This window comes from Acinetobacter sp. UBA5984, assembly GCF_002429925.1.
In the GTDB taxonomy this organism is placed as follows: domain Bacteria; phylum Pseudomonadota; class Gammaproteobacteria; order Pseudomonadales; family Moraxellaceae; genus Acinetobacter; species Acinetobacter variabilis.
In genome coordinates this window covers 1-14,050 of the sequence record NZ_DJBE01000026.1, presented here as the reverse complement: position 1 = coordinate 14,050, position 14,050 = coordinate 1, and the positions used below count along the sequence as shown (strand labels likewise).

Annotated in this window: 8 protein-coding genes and 1 pseudogene; all 9 read right to left on the bottom strand. The window is 43.2% G+C overall.

What is annotated here, in order from left to right:
- Window positions 1-31: 31 nt before the first annotated feature.
- The 9 genes and pseudogenes from mobA to ampC all read right to left on the bottom strand — a co-directional run bounded on the left by mobA (window position 32) and on the right by ampC (window position 13,714).
- Window positions 32-497 (bottom strand): annotated as a pseudogene (mobA, locus tag B3J29_RS04000) (molybdenum cofactor guanylyltransferase).
- A complete protein-coding gene (locus B3J29_RS03995; protein WP_261634937.1) occupies window positions 494-3,274 on the bottom strand; it encodes a nitrate reductase in 2,781 nt (926 codons plus the stop codon). Before B3J29_RS03995 ends, mobA begins: the two are co-directional and overlap by 4 nt.
- Window positions 3,275-3,546: 272 nt before the next feature.
- Complete coding sequence (gene nirD / locus B3J29_RS03990) at window positions 3,547-5,157, bottom strand: nitrite reductase small subunit NirD (RefSeq protein ID WP_261634938.1); 1,611 nt, start codon at window positions 5,155-5,157, stop codon at window positions 3,547-3,549.
- A 24-nt stretch (window positions 5,158-5,181) separates the two neighbouring features.
- The gene (gene nirB, locus B3J29_RS03985; protein ID WP_261634939.1) at window positions 5,182-7,728 is read right to left on the bottom strand and encodes a nitrite reductase large subunit NirB; all 2,547 of its coding nucleotides are present in this window, start codon (window positions 7,726-7,728) and stop codon (window positions 5,182-5,184) included.
- 40 nt (window positions 7,729-7,768) lie between these two features.
- Window positions 7,769-9,109 (bottom strand): MFS transporter, encoded by a 1,341-nt coding sequence (locus tag B3J29_RS03980; protein WP_180052686.1) that lies wholly within the window; start codon window positions 9,107-9,109, stop codon window positions 7,769-7,771.
- 532 nt (window positions 9,110-9,641) lie between these two features.
- Window positions 9,642-10,343, bottom strand: coding sequence for a VIT1/CCC1 transporter family protein (locus B3J29_RS03975; RefSeq protein ID WP_261634940.1), 702 nt, complete (start codon window positions 10,341-10,343; stop codon window positions 9,642-9,644).
- 330 nt (window positions 10,344-10,673) lie between these two features.
- Window positions 10,674-11,156: a VOC family protein gene (locus tag B3J29_RS03970; protein WP_261634941.1), complete on the bottom strand. Its 483-nt coding sequence runs from the start codon at window positions 11,154-11,156 to the stop codon at window positions 10,674-10,676.
- A 205-nt stretch (window positions 11,157-11,361) separates the two neighbouring features.
- A complete protein-coding gene (locus tag B3J29_RS03965) occupies window positions 11,362-12,279 on the bottom strand; it encodes a LysR family transcriptional regulator (RefSeq protein ID WP_261634942.1) in 918 nt (305 codons plus the stop codon).
- 274 nt (window positions 12,280-12,553) lie between these two features.
- Entirely contained in the window at window positions 12,554-13,714 is a 1,161-nt protein-coding gene (ampC, locus tag B3J29_RS03960; RefSeq protein WP_261634943.1) for a class C beta-lactamase, read from the bottom strand.
- Window positions 13,715-14,050: the final 336 nt, after the last annotated feature.

Below are 14,050 nucleotides of genomic sequence, written 5' to 3'. Positions count from 1 at the left end.
AACTTTGTGCCAAAAGTAAAATATTCAGTTTTTAGTGCAGAAATTTGAGCTGTTGATACTGTTGCAGTTCATCCAGCGAGTTAATACTGTGAAAAAATAGCGCACGATTTTTAAAACGTGCCACTTGTGCGTGCAAATCAGCAAAACAGTGTTTAAGACTGCGCTGTTCCTGTTCAAGATGTAAGTTCAGGGTTGCCAGACTGCTGCGTTTGACCAGACAAAATGGATAAAGTGGCTTNNGGCTCATCATCTTGATAATAATGAACACTGGGAATAAGTTTCTGGTAAATGGAATAGTCGCGATGGCTGTTAATCCAGACCTGTGCAACATTCGATTTCAGCTGTTGGTGAATCTTGATCAGCTGAATCTGGTCATCGAATTTCTGCAACAGTTTGTTGATGCCATTCATGCGTCTTGCCTGTCCACCCGCCAGGATCACCAGATCAGTACGCGGATAGGCTGTTTTATTATTTTCTCTCTCGGCTCCTTTTTTCATTCTACCGTCTCCAATTGACATGTTTTAATCAGGCCACGGATTTCAGGTAAACACGAACCACAATTCCCTCCGGCTTTTAAACATGCGGTCACCTGTTTTTCATCCGTAATATTTTTAGTTTTAATGGTTTCAATGATGCGGTTTTTACCGACTTTAAAACAGCTACAGACCAGTGGACCTTCATTATTTGCCATCGACATTGGCTGTCCGGCAAGTAAAGCCTTACGGTGCATAGCACTTAAACGTTCACGTTTAAACAGACTTGCTACCCAGTCGCGATCCGGCAATAAGGCCTTCGGTGCAATATATAGGCTGGCAATCACATGACCATCCTGAAGTATCACACTATGACTAATGTGGGCGGTCTGATCTTCGAGATTCAGCCATTCAAAACTTTCATCCTGAAATGGCAATAATTCTTTTAAATGCTCAGTGGTGTAGCTAAATTTTTTCCGATCTGCCAGTTCATAACGTACTGCCTTGCTGGTAGTGATTTTAGTCCACCACACGGTGGCTTCAATCGACGGCTGTACGATTTTTTCAAAGCCTTGACGCACATAAAATACGCCTTGCCACTGACTATAAAATGGATGAATGATGACCGGAGTATGCTTGAATTCTGGTTCACCCGAAATGGCATCCACCACTGGATTGACCAGCTTGCCAATACGCGCGTCGGATGCGACCTGATCATTCCAGTGAATCGGGGCAAACACTTGACCACGGCGGATATTGTCACTGACAGTCGCACGCAAGACACAATTGCCCCATTGCGATTTGACTTCTACCAGCTCGTCATCTTTAATCCCGTATTTCAAAGCATCATGTGGATGAATCTCACAATAAGGTTCAGCACGATGTGTGCTGAGATTTGCAGATAAACCGGTACGGCTCATGGTATGCCACTGGTCACGGATTCGGCCGGTATTTAAAATTAAAGGATATTCACTGGAAACCAGATTTACTGGATCAATCGCTGTGGTAGCAATAAACTTGGCTTTGCCATCCGCATGACTGAACTGACCTTGAGCAAATAACCGGGTGACAGATTTCGCATCTTGATGCTTATCCCAAACTGGCCACTGCACTGGATCCAGTTCGTCATATTCTTGTGCAGTTAAATTACTTAAGCCTTGCAGGTTGAAATAACGGAAATATGGCGTTTCAGATCGCTGACTTAAATCAGAGTTTTGCTCGGCAGATAATCGGACATGCTCCAGAAAAATGTCATGGCTATTATTAAAATCAAAACCTGTGAAACCCATCTTCTGAGCCACCTGACTGATCGCCCACCAGTCAGCTTTGGCTTCACCCGGTGCATCCAAAAATGCATGCTGACGTGAAATACGACGTTCCGAATTGGTCACGGTACCGTCTTTTTCTCCCCAGCCTAATGCAGGCAGCAAGACATCGGCATATTGGGTCGTATCTGTATCTTGGCAAATATCGGATACCACCACGAATTCGCATTTTTCTAGCGCACGTTTGACCTGATCGGCATCTGGTAAGCTGACCACCGGATTGGTGGCCATAATCCAGATCGCCTTGATCTTGCCACTTTCAACGGCCTGGAATAAATCAACTGCTTTCAGTCCTGCTTGTTTAGCAATATACGGACTTTGCCAGAAATTTTGTACCAGCTGCTGATGACCCGGATTTTCTAAATCCAGATGTGCAGCCAGCATATTGGCTAGCCCCCCGACTTCACGGCCGCCCATCGCATTTGGCTGACCAGTCATGGAAAATGGCGCTGCGCCCAATTTACCAATTTTGCCTGTTAATAGATGACAATTGGTAATGCTGTTGGCTTTATTCACCCCTTGCGAAGACTGATTGACCCCCATTGAAAACAGGGTCATAACTTTTTCAGTTTCGGCGAATTTCTGATAAAAAGTTTGCAGTTTCTCGACTGCAATACCGGTACGTTGAGCAACTTCTTGAATCGGAGACTCAGCTTCACTTTGTACTAAGGCTTGCTCCAAGCCTTGTGTATGTTGAGCAATAAATTCTTGGTCTGCGTGACCATTTTTCCAGAGGTACTGCAATAAGCCATTAAACAGCGCCACATCCTGACCTGGCAGAATTGGTAGGTGTAGATCTGCTGCTTCACAGGTGCTGGTAAAGCGCGGATCAACCACGACCACAAACAGGTCGCGCTGTTCCTTGGCTTTCATAATGCGTTGGTACAATACTGGATGGCACCAAGCGGTATTTGAACCAACCAACACCACCATATCGGTATGTTCGAAATCTTCGTAGCTAGCTGGAACCAGATCTTCACCAAAAGCACGCTTATGCGCGGCTACGGCTGAGGACATGCATAGGCGTGAATTAGTATCGATGTTTGCAGTACCGAGATAGCCTTTGACGAATTTATTCACCACATAATAATCTTCGGTCAGCAGCTGACCTGAGACATAGAACGCGATACTGTCTCGGCCATATTGATCGATGCATTGCTGGAATTTATTGGCAATGGACGAAACTGCAGTATCCCAACTGGTAACTTCACGCAGATCTTTCCGACCCAGCATTGGCTGCAGTAAACGGGTTTCCAGCCCCAAAGTATCTGCCAGATTACTACCTTTAATGCATAACTTGCCATAATTAGAAGGATGGTTAACATCGCCTTCAACAGTCACTTTAGGGCCTGATGTGGTCGGCGTTACATGTGCAGTCACACCACAACCCACGCCACAATATGGACAGGTGGTTTGAGTCGTCATCGTTTTTAATTCTGTGGAGCTATGCAGTTTCACCACTGGGATACTATTCATTGCTGCTGTGCTCCTAAATTATCTAAGTCCACGTAATTCCGATTTTTATCTTGGCTTTATTTGAAATACGAAATTTGTGTAAGCATTCACTATCGTGAGGTGGCATGGATGCCACCGATTCCCATCATTACAGGACGTAATGTATGGGAATCCAAGATTTTTGTTACTTTTGATCTTTCAAAAGTAAGGGAATGCCTACACGTAAACAGTCGCTTCAGCGCTTCAGGTGAGGCTGTGACGGCCCTAATGAAGTGCTAATTACAGAGAACTAATTAGCCTGCTTTCTTTAATGCAAAATCCCGACCAAACAGCAGTTTATTTCGAATCGAAGTGATCGGTGTCTGATCTGCAATCAGCTCGGCATACCAGGCACCATCCTCAGTATCGCCAAACAGCACCGCACCAATGACTCTATCCTTTTGAATAATAATGCGTTTATAGATCTGACGTTTCTCGTCATTCAGTACGATATCTTCAAAATCATCTTTTGGTTCGAAGTCACCTGCAGAGAACACATCACAACCACTCACTTTCAGCTGAGTTGGAACCGTTGGCGCTTTAAAGGTTAAGCTGCCATGCTCGGCCAGATGTGATGCACAAATGAACGCTTGACCCCAAAGTGGTTCAACTAGACCAAAGGTTTGACCACGGTGCTCGATACATTCACCCACCGCATAAACACTTGGATCAAAAGTCTGCATAGTGTCATTCACCAGCACACCGCGATTACAAAGCAGACCAGCACTGTGTGCCAATGCGATATTTGGACGAATACCCACAGCAAACACCACCAGATCAGCAGCCAGCACGGTGCCATCTTTGAGTTTCACTTGGGTCACATGACCTTCTTCACCAATCAGACATTCGGTATTCGCTTCAGTCAGGATGGTGATGCCCTTCTGCTCAATCGCTGTTTTCAGCATCTGGCTGGCTTTGCTATCCAGCTGACGATCCATAATGCGGTCCATCAGATGTAATACTGTGACATTCATGCCTTGCTGTTTCAGGCCATAAGCCGCCTCTAGACCCAGCAGACCGCCACCAATCACCACCGCATTTTTCTTGGTTTTGCAGTAGTCCAGCATGTTGTTCACGTCATAAATGTCGCGGAAGCTGAGTACGCCTTTTAAGTCGCTACCTGGAATTGGCGGAACGAATGGCTTAGAACCTGTCGCCAGAATCAAACGGTCATAACCGATCACTTCGCCTTTTTCGGTATAAACCTGCTTACGCGGACGGTCGATACGAACCGCTGGATCACCTGCAATCAGATGGATACCTTTGTCAGCATACCAAGCATGTGGATGCAGCATGATGTCATCAATCGTTTTCTCGCCAGAAAGCACTGGCGACAACATGATGCGGTTGTAGTTGCCCCACGGCTCTTCACCAATCACAGTAATTTCATATCGGTCTGGTGCCATATCCAGCAGGTCTTCCAGACAGCGCATGCCTGCCAGACCATTACCGACCAGTACCAGTTTCATTTTTTCCGGTGAAACACCGTTATTGGTGATATAAGTTTTTTGTGGCACTGGGCTAATGAATACTTTGCCGTTTTCAATCTTGCTTGGAAAAACCAGTAGCTTTTGGTCTTTATCTTCCAAACAGCGGCCAGTCGCCAGACTGAAATGCTGCTTGTAAATTGGTGAAGCGACAACACGCTCGCCTTGCAGGTCACCAATGATGCCGCGTGACATCACAAATGCTTTACTAAATGGATCCTGGTTACTGAGTGCATAAACACGTTTTTCTGAACCCACACGGAAGATCGCAATTTGCTGATCTTCCACCAAGGCTGCAACGCCAGTATTAGACGTGATGTCATCCAGTGCACACACTTCGACCCAATTCAGTTCATTCATATCTTTAAACATTGTCATATTCTTGCTCCTTTATTCTTTGAATCAGGCTTCAACTACCGGAATACGGCTGGCATTGCGTTCAGCTTCAGTTTTCGGACGGATCTGACCGCGCACTTGTGCAAACTGGATATGTGGATCGTTTTGCTGTTCAGCTTTGGCATTGATAAAGGTTTTGAAACGTTTACGGACTTCTGGATCTTCAACTGCAGTACGCCATTCATCCTGATAAGTGCCCACTACATGCTGCATACGACGCTCTAATTCTGCTGCCAGACCAAGTGAATCATTGACGATGACATCTTTCAGGTAATCCAAACCACCTTCGAGGTTGTCACGCCACACCGAAGTACGTTGCAGACGATCAGCCGTCTGGATATAGAACATGAAGAAACGGTCGATATAGCGGATCAGGGTTTGAGTATCTAGATCAGAAGCCAGCAGTTCAGCATGACGTGGTTTCATACCACCGTTACCGCAAACATACAGGTTCCAGCCTTTTTCAGTCGCAATCACACCGACGTCTTTGCTTTGTGCTTCGGCACATTCGCGGGTACAGCCAGACACGGCCATTTTCAGTTTGTGCGGAGAACGTAAGCCTTTGTAGCGGTTTTCCAGATAGATCGCCAAGCCAACAGAATCATCCACACCATAACGGCACCAGGTGCTACCAACACAAGATTTAACCGTACGCAGCGATTTACCGTAAGCATGCCCTGATTCAAAACCGGCATTGATCAGTTTTTCCCAGATTTCTGGAAGTTGATGTAGCTGCGCACCAAACATATCGACACGCTGGCCCCCAGTCAGTTTGGTGTACAGACCATATTCTTTAGCAATTTGACCAATGACGATTAGACCATCTGGAGTGACTTCACCACCTGCCATACGAGGAACGACAGAGTAAGTACCATCTTTTTGAATGTTACCGAGGTAATAGTCGTTACTGTCTTGCAGGCCGGCATGGCTTGGTTTCAGTACGAAGTCGTTCCAGCAAGATGCCAGAATGTTTGCCACAGTCGGCTTACAGATATCACAGCCCAGACCATGGCCATGTTGCTGAATCAGGTTATCAAAGGTCTTGATTTCATTAACACGAACCAGGTGATACAGCTCTTGGCGTGAATAAGCGAAGTGTTCACACAAATGGTTATTCACTGTCACGCCTTGGCGTTGCAGTTCAGATTTTAGGACTTGTGTCACCAACGGCGCACAGCCGCCACATGCCGTAGCAGCTTTGGTGCATTTTTTCAGTGCGCCAAGCGAAGTAGAACCGTCGGCAATTGCAGAACAGATATCGGCTTTAGATACGTTATTACATGAACAGATGGTTGCGCTGTCTGGGAGCAGATCTACACCGCTACCGCCTGCTTTTGCAGTCGCTTGATCAAAGCCCGGCATGATTAAACTTTCTGGATTTTCTGGTACTTCCAAGCCATTCAGCATCATTTGCAGCAGGTCGTTATATTCTTTAGCACAACCGACCAGTACCGCACCCAGCAGTTTAGTCTTTTCAGCATTAACTACGATTTTTTTGTAGACCTGCGCCGCTTCATCGGCATAGAAGTAGCTCAGTGAACCTGGTGTCATGGCATGTGCATCACCAACAGAAGCTACATCCACACCCATGAGTTTCAGCTTGGTACTCATGTCCGCGCCCGCAAATGCTGTACATTCATCCTGCAGCACATGTTTCGCAGCAATACGTGCCATGTCGTAGCCTGGAGCAACCAGACCAAAAATCTTGTTATTCCACAGCGCACATTCACCAATTGCGTAAATGTCCGGGTTCGAAGTCTGGCAATAATCATTGATCATGATCCCGCCACGTTCACCAATCGCCAGGCCGCTTTGACGTGCCAGTTCGTCACGTGGACGGATCCCTGCAGAGAACAGGATGATGTCGGTTTCTAGTTCAGCGCCATCACCAAACTTCATGACATGTTTAGCATTTACGCCGTCTTCAATAGACGAAGTTGCTTTTTGGGTATGGACTTTAACGCCCAGATCTTCAATTTTGGTACGTAGCACTTTACCGCCTAGGTCATCAATCTGTACTGCCATCAAGCGTGGTGCAAACTCAACTACGTGAGTTTCCAGATTCAGGTCACGCAGCGCTTTTGCTGCTTCCAGACCCAGCAAACCACCACCGATCACGACACCGTTTTTTGCATTCAGGCTCGCTGCACGGATCGCATCCAGATCTTCAATGGTACGGTAAACAAAGCAGTTTTCACGGTCGTTGCCTGGAATTGGTGGAACAAAAGCATAGGAGCCGGTAGCTAAAATCAGTTTGTCATACGCAATCACATCGCCATGATTAGTGGTGACTGTTTTATTAACAGTATCGATTGCAGTCGCTTTGGTACTCAAACGCAAATCAATTCCATACGCATCTGCAAAGTCATTACGGCAAAGGGTTAAATCCTTGGCTGATTTTCCAGTGAAATATTCAGTTAAATGTACACGGTCATAAGCCAGACGCGGCTCTTCTGCCAGAATCGTAATTTCAACGTCATCACCCGCATGCTCAAGCACAGATTCAATGAATTTGTGTCCTACCATGCCATGGCCAATCATTACCAGTTTCATATTCCTTCTCCTAAATTTTCTAAATCTTGTATCTTGTGTTTTAAGCCAGGTTGTTTCGTTCAAGGACAGCTTCTTCATACAACTTTTGCTCTTTGGCCTTATGCTCAACCGAGAAGCGAATCATCAGAACAAAACTTGCTGCAATCACGACCAGGCCGCCAAGCGCCATCAGACAGGTTTGAATATCCAGCATACCTTTAAGTAAGAATCCTGCTGCGACCGCACCCACATTACCGCCTGCACCGATAATGCCGGCCACACCACCTAAAGCATCACGGTCAATAAATGGCACCAGCGCATACGTTGCGCCACATGCCATATGGGTAAATAATGCGAAGACAGTCATGGTGATGATGGCCAACATGGCACTGTTCATTTGCGAGAATAAAATCAGGAATAAGCCTTCCATCAAGATCATGGCAAACAGCACTTTGGTACGTCCGTCCAGGCCTTTTTTGATGGCAACTTTGTCTGAAACGATGCCACCCAGTGCACGGGCAAATAGTGCTAGCAGACCGAAGATCCCGGCCGTCATACCTGCTTCTTTTAAACCAAAGCTGAAGTTTTCTACGTAGTACATGGCTACGATGTTATGAATGAAGATTTCGATACCGAAACAGGCCGCATAAGCGCCAAATAGAATCCAGACACGGTAGTTACGTGCAGCATGCATCAGAATTGCCATGCCACCTTTTTTCTCGCTACCAACCTGAATTCCTGCTGCACGCAGTTCTTTAAAGTTGCCTTGTGGACAGTCCTGAGTGAATTTCCAGTACAATGCACCGACGATCAGCATCATTAGGCCTGGAACGATCAGGGCAATTCTCCAGCCCATCGCCTGTTCAACACCGAACATCACCAGAGCAGCCAGAAGTAATGGCATCAAGGCTTGAGTCGCACCACCACCGGCATTGCCCCAGCCTGCAGATGCCGCATTTGCTGTACCCACGACATTCGGCGCAAACATGATGCTGGTGTGATATTGGGTAATGACGAAACTGGCACCAATGGCGCCAATCAGTAAGCGGAAAAACAGAAAGGATTCATAGCTATTCGCAGAGGCCACACCAAAGACAGGGATACTGCCGAGTACCAGTAATGCGGTATAGGTTTTTCGTGGACCATATTTGTCACATAGCGGACCAACAATCAGTCGAACCAGAATGGTGATCGCGACTGCTGCAATATTGATATTGGCGATTTGATCTTTGGTTAAGCTGAATTCACCCGCGATCACAGGCATCAGCGGTGCACAGGCGAACCAGGCAAAGAAGCAGACAAAAAACGCGAGCCAACTCATATGGAAGGCTCTCATTGCTGCGCTGCTGAAATTCAAAAGACTTATTTTTGTTGCTTTCTTTTCATATAAATTTGAAGACATCACCATCTCCTTCCAGAACTGAACGTATAGGCTTATCTGCTATGCGAATCGCTGCACACCAGATGCGATCAGAACGGACGTCATTGGCCGTCTTACAAATTTCTTTAGAGTCGTCTTTGACTCAAATTCTATTAAGCACAAAGCGTGCCAATAAAATAATTCTATAAATAAGTATTTGTATTTATATTATTTATCGAAAGGTACTTTTATATTTTTTCTAAATTATAGTGGCTGCAAATCAAGTTCTTTCTCATTTCCCTGAGAATATTCTTATCAAGATTTTAAAATTGCCACTTCACTGCACTATTTGGCACAGCTTTAGTGCAAGGAAGAACATAATCAAACTAGATATTTTTAATTAAAGAAAAACGTGTAGTTAAAACTTAAACTTTTTAAATGAGTTAGCTAATTAAGAATCTAGATGTGTCTAATACAATTAGATTTGAAAAAATTTTAATTTCAGATTGTCTACTTCACTTGAATTTCGGACATATAGAGAAAAATATAAATTTATTCCATATTTTTTAAATGATTAGGTGGTAGCAACATTAAATAGAGAGCCAATCCAGAAACTGAATAGCATGGCAATGATGCCCCAAATCATGACACGCAGTGCGCCTTTCCACATGCTGCCACCACCCGCATAACTGGCTAATGCTCCCATCATTCCCAGACTAAGTACTCCCACCAGCATCACACCCTGATCTAGCAGGTGTGAAGGCAAAACTAAAATGGATACCAATGGAAATAAAGAACCCACCGTAAATGCTGATGCTGAAGAAAATGCCGCCGTAAAGGGCCGGGCAGCTGTCTGTTCCAGAATTCCAATTTCATCACGTGCATGCGCATCCAAGGCATTATGTGCAGTAAGCTGTTTTGCCACTTCTTCGGCCAGATCAGCTTCTAACCCTCGCTTGATATAAATATTTTTTAGTTCTCTTAATTCATGTACGGGATGCAGATTTAATTCCCGCTCTTCCATGGCGAGATCATTTTTTTCAATATCCTGTTGCGACTTAACCGAAATATATTCCCCAGCTGCCATTGAGGCTGCACCAGAAATCAGGCCAGCAACACAAGCAATCAAAAGTGTTTGTGAAGAAGCACCACTGGCTGCCATCCCGACAACCAGACTGGTTACGGAAATAATTCCATCATTGGCACCAAGCACTGCGGCACGCAACCAGCCAGAACGTTGTATATAGTGTTTTTCATGATGATGGGAATGAAGCATGTCTTTCTCGTTCTTCTAGCGGATGAAATAAGGTTTTGAATTTTAGTCACTTACTATTTTATCATCTTACTTTAAGCTAAATATTTCAAATATGAATCTTCACTTTCAGAGGTATCTTCGAGTTTTATTTAATTATTTTAAAAAAATAAAAATTACTTATTGATGATGTTTAAATGGGTTTTAGCCAGCGGTCGCCATAAATAACCCACTGGCTAATCTTGAAGGATGAACTTCTGATTATTATCAATGACCTTTCACTTTAGATAAGTAATAAGGTCAAAAGCTTGAACTAAATGCATTGCATCAAATAATTGATATCAATACCACTTCTTAACCTCGGATGGCAGCTTCAATTGCAGCGACATCAATTTTCTTCATGTTCATTATGGCATCAAAGACTCTTTTAGCAATATCACGGTCTGAACTGTATGATGCTTCAAGTAAAGCTTTAGGGATGATTTGCCAAGATACTTCCCATTTATCCTTACACCATCCGCATTCACTTTCCTGACCGCCATTATTGACGATCGCATTCCAATAGCGGTCTGTTTCTTCCTGATCCTCTGTGGCAACTTGAAATGAGAAAGATTCATTATGCTGAAATACAGGTCCTCCATTTAAACCAATACATGGAATACCCAGTACGGTAAAGTCTACTGTGATGACATCACCTGCTTTACCAGAGGGATAATCTCCAGGTGCAAGAACGATGGCACCTACAGATGAATTTGGAAAAGTTTCTGCATAAAATCGTGCGGCTTCTTCAGCATCATGATCGTACCAAAGACAAATGGTATTCTTTGCAATATTCATGATCTCACCTCTTCTTTCAGAATAGGTTTTAAACTACCTAAGAACTCTTAAATATCTCATCTATTAGTTGAGTCCTATTCTTCCCATCTTTCACCCAAAATTAAGATAAGCCTGTTTTAGAATTGTATGTTTATTGATCTAATTGGCTGAAAGCGTCATCAAAAAGAATAGTTTTAAAGAGTCGAGAGGAAACCTTTATCACCACTTAATCATAATATGTGATTCTCTTTTTTGAGAATCGATCAAGCTGCTTTAAAAATCCTTCGAAATAATCTTTCTGCTTTTCTTCAGTTCGATAACCTGCATATAAAGTCCGGCGCAGTCCATTCGGTGCTACACACTCCAAACGGCGTGAAGTTACCCAGCCCTTTTTTTCATATTCATTCACTACCCAATCTGGCAAGGCTGCAATTCCCCGACCACTGGCAACCAGTTGAATCAGCATTTGAGTCAAGTCGGTGGTTCGAATTTGTTTAGGTAAAATATTCGCTGGAATAAACAGGTGTGACATGATATCCAGACGATGCTTATCCACTGGATAAGTAATCAGTGTTTCTTCCGCCAATTCTTGGACGCTAATGTTTTGGGCGCGCACTAAAGGATGGGTATTCGACAGCACCAAGCGCGATTCATACTCAAAAATCGGGAAATACTCTATGCACTTTAGTTCAATCGGATCGGCGGTAATAAGCAGATCGAATTCACCTGTTTGTAACAGTTCATGCGGATTAGCCTCAAAACCTGAAGCGAAATCCAAATCTACATCTGGATATTGAATACGATATTGATTGAGTAAAGGCATCAACCAGTCGAAACAGCTATGGCATTCGGAAGAAAAAATGATCCGTCCTGTCTGTCCATGTACAATGCGGGTAATATCACTCTGCGCAACATGGACTTGAGGCAAAATATCATCTGCCAGCTTCAGCAAGCGCTGCCCCACATTGGAAAAACTGACTGGACGGCTTCGGCGATTGACGACTTCGACTCCGAACCATTGATCCAATTCACGAAGCTGATGGGATAAAGCTGAAGGCGTGAGACAAAGATCTCCTGCTGCTGCAACCAGTGAACCATGTTCCCGTAACGCGACTAAGGTTTTTAAATGACGAAGTTCTAACATGAATGACCTGAAATCTATCTAATCTGATTCAATCCTAATTAAATAAGCTTATCCCATTTTCAACCTTAATATTATTAAATTTCATTTTAAAATTTAATTAATGAATTTTTCTCAACCAATAAAATCTACTACTCTTATCAATACAAAATAAAAACCTCCGAAATTAGGAGGCTTTTACTTCAGTTAGAGTTCAAGACTCAACCTCTTTTCAAAAGAAGGAAATACCCTAGCTTAAAAATCATGAGACATTTCCTTCTATTCAGGCTTAATAAACTTAACTGTGTTTTATGAACTGAAAGACTTGATAGGCTGCCTTGATTCGCTCTGCATTGGGAATTTTTTTATTCATCAACATGACCAGTCCAAAATTTTCTTCCGGAACAAACAACACATAGGTGCCAAAGCCATTGGTTGAACCGGTTTTATGAAAAACTTGTGATTTTGCCTGAACAGTATTTTTGACTACTGGATTTGCTTGCATCACGACTTTTTCAGAATTACTTACCAGCAAAATATCGAGCGTCGTCGGATATGCAAAAGTCTCCCAACCGAGTGCTTGGGTCATTTTTCCAAGCTTAAAATATCCATGATGAGTTTCCAGAAGCGCTTGTTTAATATCAGTCTTGTTCTTTTTCACGTTCAGATTGGCATCTAATAATTTCAGCACATCGGGAAGTGTAGATTTCACACCATAGGCCTGGGCATCCAAAGCTCCCGGGTTTACCCGCACCGGATGATTGTTCTGATCATAACCAAAAGCATAATGAACCCTTTGTGCTTTCGGAACATTGATATAGGTATTCTTTAAATTGAGTTTTGGAAAAATCGTCTGTTCCAGCAATACGCTAAAAGGAACATTCATTGATCTTGCACTTAACTCACCAAATAAGCCAATACTGGGATTTGAATATTGCCGATATTGGCCAGGCGGATGTTTAACCTGCCAATTTTGGAAATATTCAAGAACTTGCTGATCAGTCTTAACCTGATCCGGGAATTGCAAAGGTAAGTTTCCACTCGTATAAGTCGCCAATTCCAGCAAACTGACTTTGTTAATTTCTGAATTCTTTAAATCAAGCCAATATTTAGCTGGATGATCATTAAAAGAAAGCTTGCCCTGACTTTTGGCATAGCCCCCTGCAATGCCAGTAAAAATTTTACTTACAGAACCTAATTCAAAAATTGTTTGCCGATCAACAGCTTTATGGTCGATATGAGATTGCAGGCCATAATAATATTCATGATTTTTTCCCTGATAAATCACCCCGACTGCCATTCCCAATACATCATATTGTTGCATGAGTGGCTTGAATGACTGATCAATAGTAGCCTTAATATGATTTCCCTTTGTTTCATTTGCATTTGCCTGAACGCTAAATCCTATAGCCAAGGCAATGATTCCTGCCTTAAATCCCTTCACAGTACTTAAAACCATTCTTATTTCTTATCCCATTTAAGAAAGTGGTTATCTTCTCATTTATTTACCCACTCATCCTTAGTAGATTCTTTATTTCTCTTTCCATTGATTAGTGAGTTCAATTTCTGAATTATTCAATCTCTCTTGTCTATAAGTTGCTTCCTCATAGAGGACATATAGTCATCCCAAGCTCTCTCCAATTTTTTATAAAACTGGTAGAACTGGCATACCTATAAAATTTGAAAATAAAATATAAGAGTTAAATGAAAATAAGCTAAATCTAGCCATAACTTTAAATTTAAGATTTTATTTTATTAACTAAAAAATTATTCGGTGGTGTATCAAAAAGTATGC